This is a genomic window from Desulfuromonas acetexigens (assembly GCF_900111775.1).
Lineage (GTDB): Bacteria > Desulfobacterota > Desulfuromonadia > Desulfuromonadales > Trichloromonadaceae > Trichloromonas > Trichloromonas acetexigens.
Genome location: NZ_FOJJ01000012.1, coordinates 373,558 through 394,283 on the forward strand (window position 1 = coordinate 373,558; position 20,726 = coordinate 394,283).

The following is a 20,726-nucleotide window of genomic DNA, read 5'->3' on the forward strand; positions in this document are numbered from 1 at the left end:
ATCCATGAAAATTCTCCATGTTCTCGACCACAGCCTGCCGCTGCACAGCGGTTACACTTTCCGCAGCCAGAGCCTCTTTCGCGCCCAACGGGGGATGGGGTTTGAGCCGGTGATCGTCACCTCGCCCAAGCACGAGGCCGATCTCAAAGGGGATGCGCCCCGGCGGGAGGAGATCAACGGTTTCACCTACTACCGCAGCGGCGCCGTGCCCAGCTTTTCCGTTCCCTTCGTCGGCGAGTTGTGGCTGATGCACGTCCTCTCCCGGCGGATTCTCGAAGTCGCCCAGGCCGAGCAGCCCAACCTCATCCACGCCCATTCGCCGGTCTTGAACGCCATCCCCGCCCTCTGGGCCGGGCGCAAACTCGGGCTGCCCGTGGTCTACGAAATCCGCGCCTTCTGGGAGGATGCCGCCGTCGATCACGGCACCTACGTCGAAGGCTCGTGGAAGTACAAGCTGACCCAGACCATCGAAACCATGGTCTGCACCCGCGCCGATCAGGTGGCGATTCTCTGCGACGGACTTAAGCAGGATCTGGTGCGCCGGAACATCCCCGCGCAAAAGATCACCCCGGTTTTCAACGGTGTCGATGTCGAAAATTTCCAATCTTGCCCGGTGGATGGCGATTATCAGAGGGAGTGGCAACTGGCCGGGAAGAAGGTGATCGGTTTCATCGGCTCCTTCTACCGCTACGAAGGGCTCGACCTGTTGGTCAAGGCCTTTGCCCGCATCGCCAAGGAAGATAAGGATGCCGTGCTGCTGCTCGTCGGCGGCGGCGAGATGGAAGGGGAGCTGGCGCAACTCATCGCCGGGCTCGAACTCGGCAAGCGCGTGATCATGCCCGGCCGTATCCCCCACGAACGGGTGCCCGGGGTTTACGCCATGATCGATGTCCTCGCCTATCCCCGTTACTCCATGCGCCTCACCGAACTGGTCACGCCTCTGAAACCGCTGGAAGCGATGGCCATGGGCAAGGCCCTGGTCGCTTCCGACGTTGGCGGCCACAAGGAACTGATCCGCCACAACGAAACCGGCCTGCTCTTCAAAGCCGGCGACGAAGGTGCCCTGGCCGGGGAACTGAAGCGCCTGCTCAAAGACGGCGAACTGCGCGAGACCTTGCAGCGGCAGGGAAGGGAGTGGGTCAGCCGCCATCACACCTGGGAAAAGACCACCGCCGTCTACCGCGACATCTACGCCCGCGCCCGCGTCGCGCGGGGCTTGTAGGCTTTTGTCCACGGAAAACACGGAAAGAAAACCGCAAGGTCAAAGGCTGGGTTTTTAGACAGGATAAAGGCGGATAACTGCGGATAAAGGCAGGATGAATCTTTTGGGATTTGGTTTTAAACATCCGACTTTATCCGCCTTTATCCCGTCAAAAAAAGATTTTCAAGATTGTGGAGGATTCGTGACTGAACAGGAATACATCGACGGCATGCTCACCCGTACCGGTCTGTTCATGGACCGGGCCGCGCTCGATACGGTACGTAACACCACCTTTGCCATCGCCGGACTCGGCGGGGTCGGAGCGATTACCGCCGAACTGCTTGCCCGTTGGGGGGTGAAAAAATTCCGCCTGCTCGATATGGACCGCTACGAGGATTCCAACCTCAATCGCCAGCTCTTCGCCACCTCGAAAACCCTGGGGCGGACCAAGGTTGAAGTCTCGGCCGAGCGCATCCGCGAGATCAACCCCTACGCCGAAATCGAAATGACCGTCATCGACATGGTCACCAACGACAACGCCCGGCCCTTTGTCGACGGCGCCGGCATGGTCATCCAGAATGCCGATCGCCCCTCGGCCAAGCTCCTTTATCTTGCGGCCCGCGACCTCAAGGTGCCGCTGGTCAACGGCTACGCCACCGTCACCGGCGGGCGGGTGCAGGCCTTCGACTACCGTAATTCCCCCTGCGAGAGTGTTATCGAAAAGTACTGGCACAAGCACAAGATGCAGGCCATGAAACCCCTCACCGAAATGTCGGTGGAAGAGGTCAAGGAGTTCGACCAAAAATTCGTCCACGCCACCGCACCGTCCCTCAACTTCGTCACCAATCAGGTCGGCTGCCTCATCGTCGCCGAGGCGATCAAACTGCTCACCGGGCAGGGGCGTTCGGCCCAGTATCCCTGGTTTGTGGAGTTCGACACCTTCACCTGCCGCATGCGCCGCCGCCACAGCCTTTCCCCCTTCGAACCGGGGAACGTCAAACGGATCAAAGGCTTGGTCGAGAAAGTGCTGAAGAAAAGCTGAAGGGCGATTTTGGACAGGATAAAGGCGGATAACTGCGGATAGAACCGGATAAGTCTACGGATTTAAGATTTTAACATCAGCCTTTATCCGCCCTTATCCCGTCAAAAAAATGGTTTGTTATGAATTATTCCGAGTTAACGGAAAAGATCATTGGCTGTGCCTATCGTGTGTACAACAACATGGGGGCCGGTTTTCTTGAGAGTGTCTACGAAAAATGTCTAGCCATTGAATTGGAAAACGTCGGTTTGCAGGCCGAGTTTCAAACTCCGATAGCGGTCTATTATGCCGACCGGCAAGTAGGCAGCTTTATTGCCGATATCGTCGTCGCTGGATGTGTCATCGTTGAATTGAAAGCCGTGCGTACCTTGAACCCTGCACATGAAGTTCAATTGGTCAATTATCTTGCGGCAACTAAGATTCCTGTTGGGTTATTGATCAATTTCGGCGAGGCCAAGGTTGAAATAAAACGACGGGTGTTGGATCTGAACCATTTATAAACATGTTTTTAGACAGGATAAAGGCGGATAACTGCGGATAGAACCTGATAATTCTTTTGGTTTTCGGTTTTAACATCCGATTTTATCCGCTCTTATCCCGTCAAAAAGATTTTAAAAGATTGGTTTTGGACAGGATAAAGGCGGATAACTGCGGATAGAACCGGATAAATCTTTGGGCTTGTGATTTTAACATCCGATTTTATCCGCCCTTATCCCGTCAAAGAAGATTTTAAAAGATTGGTTTTGGACAGGATAAAGGCGGATAACTGCAGATAAAAGCAGGATAAATCTTTGGGGTTTGGGTTTTAAACATCAGATTTTATCCGCCTTTATCCCGTCAAAAACAAGATTTTCAAGATTTTGTCCGTGTTTTCCGTGCCTTCCGTGGACTGAAAGAAGGTTTTAAGTCCATTGGTAACAAGGATTTGTTCGAGGGGGCATGAAGGGAAGGGCGTGGGTGGGGTGGCTTTGTCTGGGTTTCAGTCATAGGATCTCAGCGGTGAGTGCCCAAGAATATGGGATATAAAACATGATATTGGAATTTTTTATATGGCTTTGACCACCCTGTTATTTCTCGCAATTTTCATGCTCTGCCTGTTGGGGAGCATTTTCTATCACCCCATGCTGGGGGTGGTGGGTTATGTGATGACCTATATCATTGCCCCCGCCAGCCAATGGTGGGGGAGTAGTCTGGCACAGATGGGATTACGCTACAGTCTGTTCATGGCGCTTGCTATTGCCTTGGGGATGATTTTTCAAAGTAAAAAACTGAACTTCACCACCAAGCTTCATGGTCAAGAAAAACTTTTTTTACTGCTGATCGGCTGGATATTTCTCTCAACATATATAGGCCTCCCCGGTTACGAGGGGGATAATTTCGCTATCAAGTTGTTTAAGGTCTGGATTTTTCTGTGGATGCTGATTCGGATTGTGGATAGTCAGAAAACCTTTGAGATGTTTCTTTGGTCGCTCGTGCTGACGACCGCGTATGTTGGTTTCGATGCACTTGGTGCCTCGACGGCACAATATGGACGTATTTCGGCGGGAGTCGGAGGCTCTGATTTTGCCGAAGGGAATTTTCTAGCTGCTCATTTCGCCATGGTGCTGCCGTTTATTGGTGTTTTTTTTATGAAAGGGTCAAGATATCAAAAGATCGTTCTGCTTTTTGCAGCGGTGTTGATAGTCAACGGTATAGTTCTTTGTCGATCTCGTGGAGTATTTATTGCCATTGTTCTGGGTATTGTTGCCGCCGTTTATCTGGCACCCAAGGTGTGGCGTTCAAGAATTGTTATTTTAGTTCTTGTAGGTTTGATAGGTGGATCTTTTCTTGTTGATGAAGGTTTTGTCGACCGGATGGATCGTATCAATCCGGACATCACGAACATCGAAGCGCAAGATGACTCAGCGGCGGGTCGAATACTCGCGTGGAAAGCAGCTATTTCCATGGCAAAAGAACACCCTTTGGGGATTGGTCAAGGTAACTTTACACGCTATGTTGGTTCATATCAGCCCAGTATTCCAGGGAAGGATGCACACAATACCTATCTTAGGGCTTTGGCCGAACTAGGGTTCCCAGGGTTGTTTTTGATTGGCGCAATGATCTGGAATGCCTTCAAAAAGGTGCGAGAGCAAAAAAGACGCGTTGTGGCGTCTGATTTGTCGCATGACCTTCCCATGTACGCCTATGCCCAGACGGTGGCCCTGGTGATTTTCCTGGCGGCGGGGATGTTCATTACCGAAACCTATATCGAGGAATTTTACTGGTTGCTGATGTTCCCGGTATTGCTTGAGCGGGTGGTGGATGGGCAGATGCGGGACCGGGGGTTGGTGGATGACGGAGTGGTTGCCGGGCAGCGGGAGATCGCGGGATTGTTCGAGGGGGTAAACGCAAGGTAATGGCCAAGGATTATTCCAAGCTCTTTGATACCAAGCATCTGAATGCCGACCTGAAAAAACGGTCGTTGAAAAGTGGCGCTGTGACCCTGACTTCGCAGGGGATGATGTTCGTCATTCAACTTGCCTCGACCATGATTTTGGCGCGGATTCTGACGCCGCAGGATTACGGGAAGTTGGCGATGGTGGTGTCGATTACCGGCCTCGCCTCGATTCTGAGCAATCTCGGTTTGTCGACGGCGACGATTCAGCGGGCGGAAATCACTCATGAGCAGGTCAGCACCCTGTTCTGGATCAATACCGCCATTGGCGCCCTGGTGACGGTGGTCATCGCCTCCCTTTCGCCAGTGGTGGCGTGGTTTTACCAGACGCCGGAACTGGTCTGGATGATGCTGGCGCTGTCGAGCAATTTTTTTATCAACGGCATGACCGTGCAGCATTCGGCGTTGCTCAATCGCCAGATGAAGTTTTATGCCCTGGCCAAGATTCAGGTGCTTTCGACCCTGATCGGCATCGCTTCGGCGATTGTCGCCGCGAAATACGGGCTGGGATATTGGGCGCTGGTGATTAACAGTGTCGTGACGTCGGTGGCCAGTGCTATAGGGGCCTGGCTTTCTTCGGGGTGGATGCCGGGGATACCTCGGAAGAGTGCCGAGGTTAAGGCCATGGTCAAGTTTGGGTCGGATCTTGTGGGGTTTAATGTTGTCAACTATTTTTCCCGCAACCTCGATAATATTCTAATTGGACGTTATCACGGAAGTGCGGAGCTTGGTTTTTATAGTAAAGCTTATCAGCTGTTGATGATGCCCATAACTAATTTACGCGATCCGATGAATAAAGTCGCAATGCCGGCATTAAGCAGATTACAAGATGACCCAGAGGAATATCGAGATTATTACAAAAAATACGTTTCAATATTAAGCTTTGTCACTATGCCGCTGGTTGTTTTTTTATTCATTTTTTCTAGTACAATTATAAAAATATTTCTTGGTGATAAATGGTTGCTGGCAAGTGACTTATTTAGAATACTAGCAATAGTTTCATTTATGCAGCCAGCAACATCCACAAGAGGACTTGTTTTGCTGACAACAAGTCAAAGTAGAAAATATTTATTTGTTGGTTTTGTGAGCTCAATAATTGTTTGTGCAAGTTTCGTGATTGGAGTTAACTGGGGTGCAAGAGGTGTAGCTATTGCTTACGCAGTTGAAACTTATATTTTTATGGTCCCATTATTGATGTATTCTTTTCATAAAACACCTGTTAATCTGTTTGATTTCATTGATTCTGTTTATGCGCCAATTCTAGCAAGTCTTTTTATGGGAAGTTTATGTCACTTATTTTATATTAATGCAAATAACTATAATGATTATTGTGTGATTTTAATTGGTTTTATTATCGCGTTGATTTCATATTTCACGATATTTATAATTTTTTTTGGTGGTAAAAAACAATTGTTATATTGCTTAGACTATTTTAAAAAAATAAAAGAAAAAAAATTTTGATGCAGGCCTATTGCTAGATTAATGATAACTATTATTTGATTGATGTTGATTTTTTATTAAGTCAATGACTATTAAAGGGATTTCTATATGCGCTTATTTCATAAACTCCAGAAGGCACGTCTATTATATAAGGCAAAAATTCTAAATAATGGGATCAAAGTATTCTGGTGGAGAAAGAATAAAAATTTTGGTGACTTGTTAACTCCCGAACTGTTTTGTAGCTATGGTTATACCCCACTATATTCAGATGTTAAAGAGGCCGATATTGTCGTAGTTGGAAGTTTGATTCATATGCTTCCGAGCGATTATTCAGGTATTATTTTAGGAACTGGACTGATAGACGATACAAAAGCAAGCCTTAAATATGCTAAATTTGTATCAGTGAGAGGTGAGTTGTCAAAAAAAAATCTCGAACTTCCCTTGAGTACACCGACGGGTGATATGGGCTTATTAGCTGGAAGGCTGTTGCGATCAAGACTCGTAAAAAAAGAATATTCTGTTGGTATTGTACCCCATTTTGTCGACAAGAATAATCCTTGGTTGACAGAGAAAAAGATTGAGCTAGGGGCAAGTGGTTGTATTATTGATGTACAAAATTCAGCTAAGAATGTAATTAGTTGCATATCAAAATGTGATCTAATTGTGTCGTCATCATTACATGGTATCATAGTTGCTGATGCGCTCGGAATACCAAACGTATGGATTGAACTATCGGACAAGGTAATAGGTACTGGTTTTAAATTTGACGATTATAATTCGTCTATTGACTATGAACAAATACCATTCAGGGTAAAACCGACAACTAAAATAATTGAATTGGAATTAAGCAAATCAAATAAGAATAGTGATCGTATTTCAGAAAAAATAAATCAGTTAGATTCTCTGTTTCGAAAGACATTATTGTCAATTGGAAATAACAAAAGAAACTGATTCAATAAAATGATTTCTGTTGTATTGGCAACGCATAATGGTGAAAAAACTCTACCAATCACATTGGACGCATTTTGCCAATTGGAATTGCCCGAAATTGGTGTGGAGTTTATTGTCGTGGACAATGCAAGTAATGACAGTACTTCATCGATAATAAAAGAATATTTAGAAAAAATACCGTTGAAATATTTTTATGAAAGAAGAAAAGGAAAAGTATTTGCCATTAATAAAGGCTTGGAAGAGGCGCGCGGTGATTTAATTGTATTGACCGATGATGACGTTGTACCCGTGAAATCATGGTTATCAGCATTTCTTATTGCGGCCAATCAACATCCTGAGGCAGCTCTTTTTCTTGGTCAGATCAGACCTTATTGGTTAGGCCACCCACCAACATGGTTAAAACAGTTGACAGATATTGGTCGTTCATGCGGTTGTACGCCGATCACGATGCCTGAGGGTAATGTGCCTTACCATTTAGCGAAGGGCGCAAATATGTTGGTTCGGAAGGAAGTATTCCAAAAAGTTACCTTAAGGGAAGATTTATGGATTGCTGGTCAAGATGCCGCCGGGGGAGAAGACACTGATTTTGCGAAAAAGGCATATGAACTTGGTTTTGGGCTTTGGTTTACTCCCAATGCAAAAATCGCTCACATTGTACAACCTCGAGAAATGACTGTCAGGGCAGTATGGAAGCGGTATTATAGGATTGGCCGTTCTATTGCAGCGGTTCAATCTGAGCCCCTAATTAAGCCAAAAAAGATTTTTGGCTACCCTGCATGGCCATTCCTTCATATCGCGAAGAGATGCTTGATAGTGATTGGGAATATTATACTTTTTAAAAAATATGGTGCTATGGTTGAGATCATTAATATTGCTACAACATGGGGAAGGTATATAAGGCGTTCTGGCAAGTAGACTTTTTGAGGTGATTAATAATGTCTATCAGATGATTTAAAATTCTCGTCGCATGTGCATTATTAACAGTGTGCTTTTTAGCAAAAATATTTTTAAGAAAGCCCTGATATGAATAAAGAAAAATATAATCTGATATGCTTTGGATTGATGCCATGGAGTAATATGTGGAAGAGAACTCAAAGTGTATTTTATCATATGAGTAGTTTTGAAATATTTGAACGTTCTTTATATGTTAACCCAGAAAAATACCCGAACTATAGTAGTTTTTATCTTAAAAAACTACAGCCGAAAGAATATGGCTATGTAAATATCGTGAATTCAGAAAAGATATTTGAATATACTCCCGTCCATTTCGTGCCATTATCATCAAGGTCCGAAATCTTTAAATCAATTGAAAGCTACTTCTATGGAAGGTTGTTTCGAGATTTCAACGGAGATCTGCCATATGTTCTTTATTTGAATTGCCCTAATACTCACCTTACAAGTCTGATTGAACAACTGATACAAAATTCAACTTTGACTATTTTTGATTATTCTGATGACTTTCTTGAATATAAGCTAAATAAAAGTGGTTTAGCTATTTATAGACGTAATATAGAGAAATTTACGGAAAAAGCTGATATCATCACGTATGTTAATGACCATGTAGCGAATAAATATCAATTTCCTGACAAGAAAAATTTAGTACTTAGAAATTCTACAAATTATGATAATTTTAATCGTAATGCTTACAGCACAATCGATGAAATAGAGAAAATAAAAGAAAAATATAAGTATATTATTGGCTACAGTGGATGGGTTAACGAGAGTCGTGTCGATTATGACTTAATTGACTACCTATCAGAAAATAGACGTGATTGTGCTTTTTTGTTTGTTGGGCCATACGATAAAACTTTTGTTGATAAATTCAAAAAAGTAGAAAATATATTTATTTTTGAGCCCGTAAGTTATGACGTATTGCCAAATTATATCAATTATTTCGACGTTTCAATAGTACCTTTTCTCGTCAATGAACATACAAATGGTAACGATTTGTTGAAATATCATGACTATATGAGCATGGGAAAAACAATAGTAAGTACAAACATCAAGACAGCCGAGGAAATCAAAAATCTGATTTATGTTGCTGATAGCCATGAAACATTTCTTGCCTACCTCGAGTCTATTTTGCAAGAAAAACTTTATAAAAATGTGGATGTGCTTAAAAGCTTTGCCAAGGAAAATTCATGGGAAAATAGGTCTAAGCTTCTTTTATATGAAATTGAATCAAGTCTTAAAATGATGAGGTGAGGTTGATGCCCGATCTTATATCAGTGATAATACCCACATTTAATAGAGAGAAAACTATAAGCAGAGCAATCGAAAGTGTATATTCTCAAGAATATAAGAATATTGAGCTTATAATAGTTGATGATTTTTCAAAGGATAACACATTTACTATCGTTACTGATCTGCAAAAAAAATTTCAAAATCTTAAATATCTAGTAAATCAACGGTCGAAAGGGGCATGTGGGGCAAGGAATACAGGTATTCTAAATTCAAACGGTAAATATGTTGCATTCCTCGATTCTGACGATGAGTGGTTGCCGAGTCATCTAAGTTTGCGGCATGCAATATTGTCTAAAAAAGATGTCAATGTTGTTTTTGGTGACTTTTATATTGTTGATGATGCATCAAAAAAAAACATCGGTGTTTTTTTCGAAAACAAGAGAACTCTTAGGGAATTACCTTCAATTCGGGAAAATGATGTAGTTTATATTGAGAGTAGTATCGCAATCCCTCTTATCCAGGAAAATTTTTTTCACCTCGGAACAATCATGTTGCCGAGATCTCTCGCGGCAGAAAATTTATTTCGTGAAGATATTGTTTACGCAGAAGACCGGGATTTTGGCATTAGGTTGTCACTAAGCCATGGGATTAAATTCGCCTATATTACTGTCGTGACATATTGCCTCTATAAGCATGGGGATAGTTTAACTACGGATAATTATGAAAATGATATAAAGAAGTGGAATGATTTAATTCTCTTGTTTGATGGATATCGAAAAAGTAATCAATTTAACAGTAGTGAGAACCGAAAAATAGCTAAAGAATTAAAGAAAATCCATCATACTGTGGCTATCTGTAAAAGAAAGTACGGGATGTATTCTGATGCCCTTATGTATTGTTTAGATAGTTTGAATTATGGCATCTGTTTCAATGACTTTATAGAATTTTCAAAATCTTTTATCTGTCTTATTTTTAAAAGAGATCACAGAAATTGAGGTGCTTATGAAAAAAACACTATTGATAGCGATTCTAGTCCTTCTTTTTTCTGGCACTAATGTAAATGCAAAAAATCTTATGCATCCTCTAAATGAGAGAAATGTCGCAATCGGATTAATGCCACGTCCAAAATACTATCCAGAGGTACCACGTGTAACAGCTGTTTATGCTAAATACTTGTATGATCAAGGGCAAGGCTTTTTTATCGCTGTTAGTACACATGACATTCAAATCGTCGGTGGTATCCAAATGACTGAACGAGAGGTATGGGATACGGATTTTAGTAAAATAAAAATCCCGGACAATAAAATTGTTTTTGTTTACTGACCATGAGGCCCCCATGAGGGAACGAGCGCCCGTGCGGCGTCGCAAATTATAGGTCAATTCAAGAAGGCTGGGAAAAAGAATCCTGTATTCGTAATCATTAGGGGTGATACGGCAATGCGTGAAGCGGGTTTCATTTTCAATCGGCAGTTTTCCAGATAATTTAGATTCGACATTGGGGCTTGTTTGTTTTTATGAAAAATGTACTGCTCATAGCGTTCGAATATCCACCAGGTAAGGGTGCAGGTGTCGAGAGACCGTTGTCCCTCAGCAAGTATTTGCCTGAATTTGGATGGCAACCTATAGTTTTGACTGTCAAGCCAACAGCTTATGATTTTATCGATGAATCGAGAACAATTCCTTCCTGTGCTTCAGAAAATCTGTATCGTGCTTTTTCTTTTAATGCAGCTCGTGACTTCTCTTTTAAAGGGAAATATCTAAAAATATTGAGTGCCCCGGATCGTTGGTCGACTTGGTTTTTTGATGGTTATTTTAAAGGAAGAGATATCATTAAAAAACATAGGCCAGACATTGTTTGGTCAACGTATCCTATTGCGACATCACATGCTATTGCGTTGGCCCTAAAAAAAACTCATGGAATTCGATGGGTAGCAGATTATCGTGACCCAATGTCTTTCCATTATAAAAAAACTAATGATAGTACAATAAGTAAGTACATTGATCGTGAAACCATAAAATACTCTGATTCTGTAACCTTTGTTACAGGCCACATGAAAAAACTCTATTCCGATAAGTATGAAATTTACCAAAATAAATTCAACGTCATTGAAAATGGATTCAATGACGAATTTTTCAATGGTTTAGAACCTGATAAAAATGACAATAGAGGTATTTTTAAAATTCTCCATAGTGGTGCAATTTATGAAAATGGGAGAAATCCAAAAATAGTTTTTGAGGGACTCAAGATCCTAAAAAATCAACAAAAAATTTCAAATGAATCTTTCAGGTTGTTGTTCCGGGGGGCCAGAGCCCCTGAAAAATATATTGAATATGCCGCTAATGCTAATGTTCTTGATTTGGTAGAGTTTTTGCCGAGTATCGACTACCGAAATAGCCTAATAGAGATGTTGACTGTCGATGCGCTGCTTGTCATACAGGGTGAGACCTATAATAACCAAATACCTGGTAAGGTTTATGAATACCTACGCGCTAAAAAGCCGATCATATCGAATTCACCAGTAAATAGCGCTGTCGGTCAGTTCGTAAGTAGGTTTGACTTCTGTTTCGTATGTGATACTCCACAGACGGTCGCGTCTTCTATAGACAAGGTTATTTCTGGGACTTTTAACTACGACTACGATATTAGTGAATTTTCCAGGCGAACTAAGGCAAAACAATTTGCCAATTTGTTTAACACTCTCAGTGAATCGTCTTTGTAATTCTATCATCGCTAACCATTGGAATAAATGCATGGAAGTCGGGTGGGTTCATATCAGACGTTTCCTCGATGAAAATTATAAAAATATCGAATATCAATCGAAAATATGGACAAGGATAGGTTTTCCATGCTTCGGAGAACTCTACAGTAAGTTAAAAACATCGACTGTTTTCGATTGCAAAAAATATTTAAAATGCCTAGAGGAAAATATCAGCAGTAGAGCAGATGACATCGATCTTAGATCTTTTTTTTATCTAAGTATCGTTAATCAAATGTTCATATCAAAAACTATTCATTCGAATTTGCATGGATGCGATATTCTTCTTGCTAATAAAGTAAAATCGTTTTTTTCTGAATATAAGGAATCAGAATTCCCGCCACTTAACAAAGATTCTGGTGTGATTCCTGTCTTAATCTTTTCCGGTAAATTCATACCCCTTAAAACCTATCATGCTAATATCGCCGGCATCCCAAGGTCGATATTTTTCGATTTGAAAGGGTGGGATAAGGTCTCTGCTTTCAAGTATATTCTTTTTAGGGTTAAAGGATTTTCTCCCTTGCTTGAATTGCATCTGCCGAAGTTGGAAAATGCAAGATTTTCGGCAGATCTCTACTATGATGATTGCTTGCTTACTTCATATGTTTTGCATAGAAATAAACATATCAAAGGAACAATGCAAATGGGCTGGTATATCGACCCGGTCCTAAAAGAGATAAGTCCCCACTTAGGTGAGATAGGGGAGTTGGCCCGTAAATTCGGTTCGTTGGTTCTGTGTGTTGGTGCCGATGACGCTGCCGTGTTGGATGCAACAATGAAGAGCACAAAAAGACGAAAATTATACGAAGAAGGTTTATATCAACCAAAGCGGTTCCTCCGGTTATGGTCACGAACAGACGTGTTTAAACATTTCCCGGAGGTTGATTTGGACAATGTCATTTAAAACTAATGTTCTTTACTGTCTAAAATATGTTGGCTTTTTTAAGTTATCAAAATTGTTAACAAAAGATAGATTGCGTATTTTGTGCTATCATGGGGTGTCAATTGACGATGAGCATCTTTTTAATCCTCTCTTGTTCATGCGAGAGCAAACCTTTAATTCACGAATTGAGTACCTAAAAAAAGAAAAATGCAATGTAATATCATTAAGCGATGCATGTAACCATATTGAAAATAAGGAAATTACCTCTAATTCCGTTGTTATCACGTTTGATGATGGTTGGTATCATACTTTTTCTAAGTCGATTCCGGTTGTCCAGAAGTATTCATTCCCGGCAACTATTTATATAACCAGTTATTATTCACTGAAAAAGGTTAGCGTCCTCAATGTTGTGGTTCGGTATCTCACCTGGAAGGCCAATAAAAACAATTTTAATCCGAAAGTCTGTTTCTGTAACAACGGCGACAATGTTTCTGTAAAAGACGAAAACGGTCGCCTTTGCCAAGATAATGTTCTGAATTATATTGAATCTCTGCAGACCTTGCCTGAACGGACAGCAGCGGTAATGAATTATGCAGAGTATTTAGGTTTCGATGGGAAGGGAATTTTAGAAAAAAAAGTTTTTAAATTAATGGATGATGAAGACATACGCCAAGCGTCTATGGCCTGCGTAGATATTCAGCTTCATACATATCGGCACAGATTCCCTGCTGACGATTTGTCTGAACTTTTTGAAGAAGTTACTAACAATCGCAAACATCTTGAACCATTGGTAAATAAGAGATTAGTCCACCTCTGCTACCCCAGTGGTGAATATTCTCTGAATACTTTAGAAGAATTGACTCGCCTTGATATCAAATCGGCTGTTACTTGTGAACCAGGTCTCGCATCATCAAAAACAAATCTATTAGCCATACCAAGATTCTTGGACGGCGAAAATATTTCGCAAATCGAATTTGAGGCGGAACTATCAGGCCTTTTAGAAATCCTCAGAAACATCAGAAGTACAATCAAATATATATCCCGTTCATTTGGATTTGGATCTTGATGCCCCCTTCACCGAAAACCATCTGCCTCGTTTCCCCCTTCCCCCCACCCATGGGTGGCATGGCGATTCAGGCCGTCAAGCTGGCAGCCCTGCTCGAAGGGGCGGGTTTTCGGGTGCTATGCGTGCGCACCAACACCGAGTTTCCGGCGGCATTGGCCTTTGTCCGGAACATCCCCGGACTGCGCACCCTGGTCAACTCGCTGCTTTTTCTGCTCCATCTGCACGGGGCGGCGCGTCAGGCGCAGGTTGTCTACTTTCTCACCGGTTTCTTCAACTTCTTCTTCTGGATCACCTATCCGGCTCTGCTTCTCTGCAAGCTCGCCGGCATCCCTGTCATCCTCAGCGCGCGGGGGGGGGCGGCGGCGGATTTTTTCGCCCGCTACAAGCCGCTGGTCGCGCCGGTTCTGCGCCGCGTCGAGCGCATCACCACGCCCTCGGGTTTTCTGCAACAGGCTTTTGTCGACGCCTTCGCCATCACCCCGACCATCGTCCCCAATATCGCCGACCTCGACCAATTCCGTTTCCGTCGACGGGAACCTCTCGCGCCCCGGCTCATCGTCACCCGCAGCCTGGAAGAGATCTACAACGTCGCCTGTGTCATCCGTGCCTTTGCCCGGGTACGGGCGCGCTACCCAGAGGCGACGCTGGCGGTGGTGGGGGACGGCGGCGAGCGGCGGATGCTGGAAAATCTGGCCCGCGAACTGGGAGTGGCATCGGCGACCACCTTTCACGGCCGCATCGACCACGCCGGCATCCAGGCCCTGTACGACGCCAACGACATTTCGGTCAACGCCTCCAACGTCGACAACCTGCCGGGCACCATCCTCGAAGCCTACGCCTGCGGCTTGCCGGTCGTCTCTACCCGCGCCGGGGGCATTCCCTACATGGTCGCGGACGGCGTGACCGGGCTGCTGGTCGATCTCGACGATGACGAGGCCCTGGCGGCGCGGGTGATCGATCTGCTCGAAAACCCTGATCTCGCCCAACGCCTGATCGCCAACGGCCGCAAGGAATGCGAAAAATATTCCGCCGACCGGGTGCGGGAGGCGTTGTTGCCGTTGGTGACGGAGGTTGTTTCATCGTAGGGGCGACCCGGCGGGTCGCCCGAATTGGTATATGTGGATTGGATTGGCCGTAGGGGCGCAGCATGCTGCGCCCATCCCCATCCCCATCCCCATGCCCATGCCCATGGTTGTGCCCATGGTTGTGCAAGGCAGATGTATTTCGAAGAAGGGCGCAGCATGCTGCGCCCCTACGGGTAAACAATTAATCTATGTTGCCAATCAACGTCTTCCTCACCATCGACACCGAGCACAGCATCGGCGGCGCCTTTGCCGATCCGGCCCTGAAGCCCGTCGGTAACGACAAGCGCATTTATGGGCGGATCGGCGGCAGGGACTACGGCATCCCCTTGCAAATGGAGATCGCCGAGCGCTTTGGCCTGAAACTGGTCTTTTTCGTCGAGGTCTTCAATCGCCATTTCTTCGGCGCCGACGAAACCCGCCGGGTGGTCGAAAGCATCCTCCGGCGCGGGCATGACGTGCAGCTCCATCTGCATCCCAACTACCTCAATTTCACCCTGGCCCGCCCGCAGGATCTGACCTGTTCCGACCTCTGCGCCGACTATCCCCTGGCGCGGCAGACGGAACTGCTCGCCGAGGCCAGGGAAATGCTCATCGACTGCGGCGCGCCGTCGCCGACCGCTTTCCGCGCCGGCTGTTTCGGCGCCGACGAGGCGACCCTCAAGGCCTTGGCCGTCAACGGTTTTCTGCTCGACAGTTCCTATAATCAGGCCTTTCTCGGCGGCCCCTGCCGGTTGCCGGACTGGGGACTGAACGATCTGGCCGAGCGGGACGGGTTCTTTGAGTTGCCGGTGACCAATTTCATCGAACAGACCGGATTGCGTCCCCGCCGTCCCATGCCCCTGGATATCAACGGCGTCAGCTTCGAGGAGATGCGCCGGGTCCTCGCCGCCGCCCGCGACGGCGCGGGGCCGCGCAATGTCACGGTGATTCTGCACTCCTTCAGTTTCCTCAAGGCCTATGACGTGCAATATCGCCGGGCGCGCCCGCGCCGGGAGGTGATCCGCCGCTTCGAGAAGCTGTGCCGGTTTCTGGGGGAAAACGCCGGGGATTTCTCGGTGCGGACCCTGGACGGGTTGACCCGGAACGACCTGGCGGAAATGGCTCGCGACCGCTGCGACACCTTCCCGCCCATGCCGCCCCATTTGAGCCTGGCCCGTTTCGGTGGGCAGTTGTTGGACCGGTTGTAAGGTCGTCGGGGAAATCCGATTTTGACGTAGGGGCGCAGCATGCTGCGCCCAACCCGGTTGGTCGGGGAAAACCCAGGGCGACCCACCGGGTAGGGCGACCCACCGGGTAGGGCGACCCACCGGGTCGCCCCGACGTGGCGGCAACGGTGAAACGGCGGCGATTTGGGCCCGGTTGTCGCGGGGTACGTCATTGCACCAGGGCGCAGCATGCTGCGCCCCTACATGGCGGAAACGGTGAAACGGCACCGATGCGCGCCCGTCATCCCCAACCATGAGGATTTTGCCTTGTCATCACGACCCATTCACATCATGCACGTTCTCGGAAATTTCGGCATGGGCGGCGCCGAGATGGGGGTGGCGCGCCTGGTTCAGGGGTTGTCCGGGGAGGAGATGCGCCATTCCCTGGCGATTCTCGGCGCGGATCGTTCGCTGCTTGACGAATTGCGGCTGGAACTCCCTTGCCATGCCCTGGGCATCCGTGGGCGCAGCTACATGGCCTTTCGCCCCCTGGCCGAGCTTTTCCGTCGGGAGCGGGTCGATATCGTCCATGTGAACAATCTCGCTCCCTGGCCGGACGCGGCCCTGGCGGCCAAGCTGGCCGGATGTCGTTGCGTCGAGACCTTTCATGGCGTCGAGCAGGGGCTGATACAATTCTCGCTGCCGCGCAAGCTGTTCTTGCGCGGGGTCTTTCGTCTTTCGGCGCGGGTAACGGCGGTGGCCGACGAGGCCGCCGAGCTGCTGACCACCCTGACCGGCATCCCGCGCGCGGCGGTGGACGTGATCGCCAACGGCATCGACACCGAACGCTTCGCTCCGGTTGCTTCCCCCGAGGCTCGGCGGGCTTTGCGTCGGGACAAGGGCCTGCCGGAAGAGGGACTGCTTTTGGGCTGCGTCGCGGCGCTGCGGCCGGTGAAGAACCATCGCGGCCTGCTGCGAGCCTTCGCCCAAGCCGTCACGGGCACTGCCGCTGCCGCGCATCTGGTGCTGGTCGGCGACGGGGAACTGGCCGGGGAGTTGCGCGAGCTGGCCGAAACCCTGGGGATCGCCGAGCGGGTTCTTTTTCTTGGGCGGCGGGCGGATGTCGCCGAGCTTTTGCCCTGTTTCGACGCCTTTGTCCTGAACAGCGACACCGAGGGACTGAGCTATGCCGTTCTCGAAGCCATGGCCTGCGGCCTGCCGCTCATCGCCACGGCGGTGGGGGGGAATGTGCGGCTGGTTCGGGACGGGCGTCAGGGCCTGCTGGTCCCCGTCGGTGACGGAGATGCCCTGGCGGCGGCGCTGGCCCGGGTCTTGGCCGAACCGGATTCGTTGGCGGCGATGGGCCGCGAGGCCCGGATAATGGTGGACACCGAATATGGCATGACGGCGATGCTGGCCCGCTACCATAACCTTTACCGCGAACTCGCAGGATGATTCCTCCATGAAGCCATTGCGTCCGGTTATCCTCGGGGCCTTCGGGCCGCCGACTCTTGCCTGCATCCGTAGCTGGGGGCGGGCGGGGCTGGCGCCCGGTCTGATCGCTGTGCAGGGGCCGGGCGAGCCGCGTCCCGCCTCGAAGTATCTGGCCGGATCGGTTTGCCTCTCCCGCGACGATCTCTATACCGAGCGGGGGCGGGAAAATATCGTCCGCTTTCTCGGCGACTTCGACGCCTCGGGGCTGACCTGCATCGACGAGAATATCGCCCAATGGCTCAACGAGCAGCGGCCGAATCTGCCCGCGAACATCCCTCTGTGGCTGCCCCCCGCCGATATGCTGCGCCGAGTGCTGGACAAAGCGGCGCAGATCGAAGCGGCGCGGCAAGTCGGGCTGAACGTGTTGCCGACCTATCTTTTTTCGACTTGCGATTTTACCGAGGAAATTCCGTCCGACCATTTCCCCCTCTGCCTGCGGCCGTCCGCCCCCGGCGTGGTCGAGCCGACGTTTAAGGTGCAGAATGTTGCTTCGGTGATCGAGCTGCGCGGTTTTCTTGCTTCCATGGAATTTCGCGGTCCGGTGATCGGCCAACCCTTTAAAAGTCTGCCCAATCTCGTGGTCCACGGCACCCGCACCGCCGACGGAGAGACCCTGGGGATGGCGGGTTTTCTCGTGGAGCGCAAGTTTCAGGGGGTGACGCTGACCCTGCGGCCGACGGCGCTGAGCGATGACTTCAAGGCACGCTGCGCGGCGTTCACCGAGGCGATGGACCTGGTCGGGCACTATCATTTCGAGTTTCTGGCGGATGGGGCGACGGGCGAGAACCATTTCCTCGAAATCAACCACCGCTTCGGCGGCACCACCGCCAAGGTGTTGGTCTGCGGTTATCCCGAACCGCTCTACGCCCTGCGGGCGCAAGGGTATGACATCCCGGTGCCGGCGACGGTCCGGTCAATGACCGTGTCGAGTCTCAAGGCCCTGGGGAAAAGCGCTTATTTCGCTCTGCGCGGGCGGCTGACCGCTCTCGACTATCCCGAGGAATCGACGCCCCGCCGCCTCTGGTCGACGCTGAAGTGCCTGGCGAGTTGCCGGGATGAGGTTTTCGCTTGGGACGATCTGCCGGGAACAGCCGCCTTTTACTTCGGCGATATTCCCGCTCGGCTGAACGGCGCGACGACATCGTACCGTAAGCTGTTGAAAGCGATCCGCGCCAAGTCGAGCTGAGGCGCACTGCCGGCGCCTTCGCCCCGGCTGGAAAGGAACGGACGGCTCAATGACCTTTATCGGAAAAAGCTTTCACCTGCTGCGCAATCTGTTGGCGCTCTTCGGTCTGCTCTGTCTGGTCGGCGGGCTGGTCGCGACGGGTCTGCTGCTCAAGTCCTATCAGTTGCCCCCGCGGGTTCTGGCCATGAAGGTGCTGGAAAAGACCGGTCTCGACGCCTCTCCGCTGCTGGCCGGCATGGTCGCTCCCGATCCCCTCAAGCCGTCGGAGCTGCGGTTACCCCCTTACGACGATCCCGCTTGGGCGGGGCAGGGGGCGCGCAAGAGTCGGGCCTTGACACCTTTTTATTATTCTCCGACCGGTCAGGCGGTACCCGGTCTCTGGCTTGAGCCGAAGGCTGTCGCGGCCCATGTGCGCCCGCAAGGCCTGCGCGCGGTTCCGGTGTCGACTGCGCGGGAGCTGTCGCAGGCGATCAATGGCGCCGAGCCGGGGGATGTGATCACCCTGGCGCCGGGAACCTACCGCTTCGATACGCGCGGCATCGGTATCCAGCGCGCCGGAACGGCGGAATGGCCCATTCAGGTGCGGGCCGAGGAGTTGGGCCAGGTGCGCCTCGCATTGAACAGCCTGGAGGGGTTTGTGGTCGATGCCCCGTTCTGGGTCTTTGAGAATCTGGAGATCGAGGGCGTTTGTAAAAATCACGGCGCCTGCGAACATGCCTTTCATGTGGTCGGGCGCGGCCGGGGTTTCGTGCTGAGAAACAGCCGGGTGCACGAGTTCAACGCCATGATCAAGGGCAACGGGCTCGACAGCCGCGAGGGGGGCCGGAACTTCCCCGACGGGGCGCTGATCGAAGGGAACAGCTTTTATAATTCAACCGTTCGCGATACCAGCTCGCCGGTGGTGCCGATCGACGCGGTGGGAGTCGACGACTGGACCATCCGCGAAAACTTTTTCGCCGACTACGCCAAGGGGGGCGGCGACCGCATCAGCACGGCGGCCTTCATCAAGGGGAACGCCTCGCGCGGGGTCTTCGAGAACAACCTGGTAGTGGGGGAATATGCCCATGCCGGGGGGGTGCGCCTGGGACTTTCCTTCGGCGGCGGGGGGACGAGCAAGGGGGCGTCGCGGCAAAAGGACAACACCGTTGAGCATACCGACGGCATCATGCGCAACAACGTCATCCTCTATACCAGCGACGTCGGCATCTATCTCAACAAGTCGCGCAATACCCAGGTGCTGAATAATCTGCTCTTTAAAACCTCGGGAATCGACGTGCGTTTCGACGAGTCGACGGCGGTGGTCAAGAACAACCTGCTCGACGGCAAGATCCGCGAGCGTGACGGCGGCTTCGCGCTGATGGAGAACAACCTGACCCTTGCCGGGGGCTGGTTGGGGAAGTCCTTTACCGACCTCTTTGAAAATCCCGGGGAAGGTCGTTTGAAGGTGGTCAATTCCCGCCCCCTCGCCGGCAAGGGGCTGCCCAACGAACATGTCCGCTTCGATTTTTTAAACGCCCCCCGCAAGGAGGCACCCGATCTCGGCCCCTTTGAATTGGTGGACGGCGGCGGGGGCTGCGATCTTTTTGCGCTACCGCAAGCCCTCAAGTGAGTCGCCGTGCGAATTTCTGAAAACCGGAACGATTTTAAGGCTTTTTTGACAGGATAACTGCGGATAAGGGCAGGATGAAGCATTGGGGGGTTGGGTTTTAACATCAGATTTTATCCGCCCTTATCCCGTCAAAAAAAGATTTTAAAGATTTTGTCCGTGATTTCCGTGCCTTCCGTGGACAGGAAAAGATTTTAAAGACTTTTGGTCCACGGAAAACACGGAAAGCACAGAAGAAAACCGAAAGTCAACGGCT

General features: G+C 49.1%; 18 protein-coding genes. All 18 read left to right on the top strand.

Annotated elements, in window-relative coordinates:
* Positions 1–4 precede the first annotated feature (4 nt).
* Positions 5–1,222, top strand: coding sequence for a TIGR04063 family PEP-CTERM/XrtA system glycosyltransferase (locus BQ4888_RS08220; protein ID WP_092056285.1), 1,218 nt, complete (start codon positions 5–7; stop codon positions 1,220–1,222).
* A 181-nt stretch (positions 1,223–1,403) separates the two neighbouring features.
* Positions 1,404–2,243 carry a HesA/MoeB/ThiF family protein gene (locus BQ4888_RS08225; RefSeq protein WP_170232796.1) on the top strand — a complete coding sequence of 280 codons (840 nt, stop codon included), beginning with the start codon at positions 1,404–1,406 and terminating at the stop codon, positions 2,241–2,243.
* Between the two features lie 119 nt (positions 2,244–2,362).
* Positions 2,363–2,740, top strand: coding sequence for a GxxExxY protein (locus tag BQ4888_RS08230; protein WP_092056288.1), 378 nt, complete (start codon positions 2,363–2,365; stop codon positions 2,738–2,740).
* Positions 2,741–3,289: 549 nt separating this feature from the next.
* The gene (locus tag BQ4888_RS08235) at positions 3,290–4,636 is read left to right on the top strand and encodes an O-antigen ligase family protein (protein WP_092056290.1); all 1,347 of its coding nucleotides are present in this window, start codon (positions 3,290–3,292) and stop codon (positions 4,634–4,636) included.
* Positions 4,636–6,135 carry a lipopolysaccharide biosynthesis protein gene (locus BQ4888_RS08240; RefSeq protein ID WP_092056292.1) on the top strand — a complete coding sequence of 500 codons (1,500 nt, stop codon included), beginning with the start codon at positions 4,636–4,638 and terminating at the stop codon, positions 6,133–6,135. The genes BQ4888_RS08235 and BQ4888_RS08240 overlap by 1 nt, the downstream gene beginning before the upstream one ends.
* A gap of 87 nt (positions 6,136–6,222) precedes the next feature.
* Entirely contained in the window at positions 6,223–7,065 is an 843-nt protein-coding gene (locus BQ4888_RS08245; RefSeq protein ID WP_092056294.1) for a polysaccharide pyruvyl transferase family protein, read from the top strand.
* A 9-nt stretch (positions 7,066–7,074) separates the two neighbouring features.
* Positions 7,075–7,980: a glycosyltransferase family 2 protein gene (locus BQ4888_RS08250; RefSeq protein WP_092056296.1), complete on the top strand. Its 906-nt coding sequence runs from the start codon at positions 7,075–7,077 to the stop codon at positions 7,978–7,980.
* Positions 7,981–8,088: 108 nt separating this feature from the next.
* A complete protein-coding gene (locus BQ4888_RS08255) occupies positions 8,089–9,270 on the top strand; it encodes a glycosyltransferase (RefSeq protein WP_140396619.1) in 1,182 nt (393 codons plus the stop codon).
* Between the two features lie 5 nt (positions 9,271–9,275).
* Entirely contained in the window at positions 9,276–10,244 is a 969-nt protein-coding gene (locus tag BQ4888_RS08260) for a glycosyltransferase family 2 protein (protein WP_092056301.1), read from the top strand.
* A gap of 7 nt (positions 10,245–10,251) precedes the next feature.
* Positions 10,252–10,572 carry a hypothetical protein gene (locus tag BQ4888_RS17335; protein ID WP_140396620.1) on the top strand — a complete coding sequence of 107 codons (321 nt, stop codon included), beginning with the start codon at positions 10,252–10,254 and terminating at the stop codon, positions 10,570–10,572.
* Positions 10,573–10,763: 191 nt separating this feature from the next.
* A complete protein-coding gene (locus BQ4888_RS08265; RefSeq protein ID WP_092056303.1) occupies positions 10,764–11,969 on the top strand; it encodes a glycosyltransferase in 1,206 nt (401 codons plus the stop codon).
* A gap of 31 nt (positions 11,970–12,000) precedes the next feature.
* The gene (locus BQ4888_RS17340; RefSeq protein WP_140396621.1) at positions 12,001–12,909 is read left to right on the top strand and encodes a hypothetical protein; all 909 of its coding nucleotides are present in this window, start codon (positions 12,001–12,003) and stop codon (positions 12,907–12,909) included.
* On the top strand, positions 12,899–13,954 hold the full coding sequence (locus BQ4888_RS08275; RefSeq protein ID WP_092056306.1) for a polysaccharide deacetylase family protein: 1,056 nt from the start codon (positions 12,899–12,901) through the stop codon (positions 13,952–13,954). Before BQ4888_RS17340 ends, BQ4888_RS08275 begins: the two co-directional genes overlap by 11 nt.
* Positions 13,954–15,039: a glycosyltransferase family 4 protein gene (locus BQ4888_RS08280; RefSeq protein WP_092056309.1), complete on the top strand. Its 1,086-nt coding sequence runs from the start codon at positions 13,954–13,956 to the stop codon at positions 15,037–15,039. The genes BQ4888_RS08275 and BQ4888_RS08280 overlap by 1 nt, the downstream gene beginning before the upstream one ends.
* A 188-nt stretch (positions 15,040–15,227) precedes the next feature.
* On the top strand, positions 15,228–16,226 hold the full coding sequence (locus tag BQ4888_RS08285; RefSeq protein ID WP_092056310.1) for a polysaccharide deacetylase family protein: 999 nt from the start codon (positions 15,228–15,230) through the stop codon (positions 16,224–16,226).
* Between the two features lie 207 nt (positions 16,227–16,433).
* Positions 16,434–17,639: a glycosyltransferase gene (locus BQ4888_RS08290; RefSeq protein WP_092056312.1), complete on the top strand. Its 1,206-nt coding sequence runs from the start codon at positions 16,434–16,436 to the stop codon at positions 17,637–17,639.
* Positions 17,640–17,646: 7 nt separating this feature from the next.
* A complete protein-coding gene (locus BQ4888_RS08295) occupies positions 17,647–18,864 on the top strand; it encodes a hypothetical protein (protein ID WP_092056314.1) in 1,218 nt (405 codons plus the stop codon).
* 49 nt (positions 18,865–18,913) lie between these two features.
* Complete coding sequence (locus BQ4888_RS08300) at positions 18,914–20,473, top strand: right-handed parallel beta-helix repeat-containing protein (protein ID WP_092056316.1); 1,560 nt, start codon at positions 18,914–18,916, stop codon at positions 20,471–20,473.
* Positions 20,474–20,726: the final 253 nt, after the last annotated feature.

Excerpts from the sequence above, each read along its gene's own strand:
- BQ4888_RS08220 (WP_092056285.1), top strand. The coding sequence starts at position 5 with ATGAAAATTCTCCATGTTCTCGACCACAGCCTGCCGCTGCACAGCGGT.
- BQ4888_RS08230 (WP_092056288.1), top strand. The coding sequence starts at position 2,363 with ATGAATTATTCCGAGTTAACGGAAAAGATCATTGGCTGTGCCTATCGT.
- BQ4888_RS08235 (WP_092056290.1), top strand. The coding sequence starts at position 3,290 with ATGGCTTTGACCACCCTGTTATTTCTCGCAATTTTCATGCTCTGCCTG.
- BQ4888_RS08240 (WP_092056292.1), top strand. The coding sequence starts at position 4,636 with ATGGCCAAGGATTATTCCAAGCTCTTTGATACCAAGCATCTGAATGCC.
- BQ4888_RS08245 (WP_092056294.1), top strand. The coding sequence starts at position 6,223 with ATGCGCTTATTTCATAAACTCCAGAAGGCACGTCTATTATATAAGGCA.
- BQ4888_RS08250 (WP_092056296.1), top strand. The coding sequence starts at position 7,075 with ATGATTTCTGTTGTATTGGCAACGCATAATGGTGAAAAAACTCTACCA.
- BQ4888_RS08255 (WP_140396619.1), top strand. The coding sequence starts at position 8,089 with ATGAATAAAGAAAAATATAATCTGATATGCTTTGGATTGATGCCATGG.
- BQ4888_RS08260 (WP_092056301.1), top strand. The coding sequence starts at position 9,276 with ATGCCCGATCTTATATCAGTGATAATACCCACATTTAATAGAGAGAAA.
- BQ4888_RS17335 (WP_140396620.1), top strand. The coding sequence starts at position 10,252 with ATGAAAAAAACACTATTGATAGCGATTCTAGTCCTTCTTTTTTCTGGC.
- BQ4888_RS08265 (WP_092056303.1), top strand. The coding sequence starts at position 10,764 with ATGAAAAATGTACTGCTCATAGCGTTCGAATATCCACCAGGTAAGGGT.
- BQ4888_RS17340 (WP_140396621.1), top strand. The coding sequence starts at position 12,001 with ATGGAAGTCGGGTGGGTTCATATCAGACGTTTCCTCGATGAAAATTAT.
- BQ4888_RS08275 (WP_092056306.1), top strand. The coding sequence starts at position 12,899 with ATGTCATTTAAAACTAATGTTCTTTACTGTCTAAAATATGTTGGCTTT.
- BQ4888_RS08280 (WP_092056309.1), top strand. The coding sequence starts at position 13,954 with ATGCCCCCTTCACCGAAAACCATCTGCCTCGTTTCCCCCTTCCCCCCA.
- BQ4888_RS08285 (WP_092056310.1), top strand. The coding sequence starts at position 15,228 with ATGTTGCCAATCAACGTCTTCCTCACCATCGACACCGAGCACAGCATC.
- BQ4888_RS08290 (WP_092056312.1), top strand. The coding sequence starts at position 16,434 with ATGCTGCGCCCCTACATGGCGGAAACGGTGAAACGGCACCGATGCGCG.
- BQ4888_RS08295 (WP_092056314.1), top strand. The coding sequence starts at position 17,647 with ATGAAGCCATTGCGTCCGGTTATCCTCGGGGCCTTCGGGCCGCCGACT.
- BQ4888_RS08300 (WP_092056316.1), top strand. The coding sequence starts at position 18,914 with ATGACCTTTATCGGAAAAAGCTTTCACCTGCTGCGCAATCTGTTGGCG.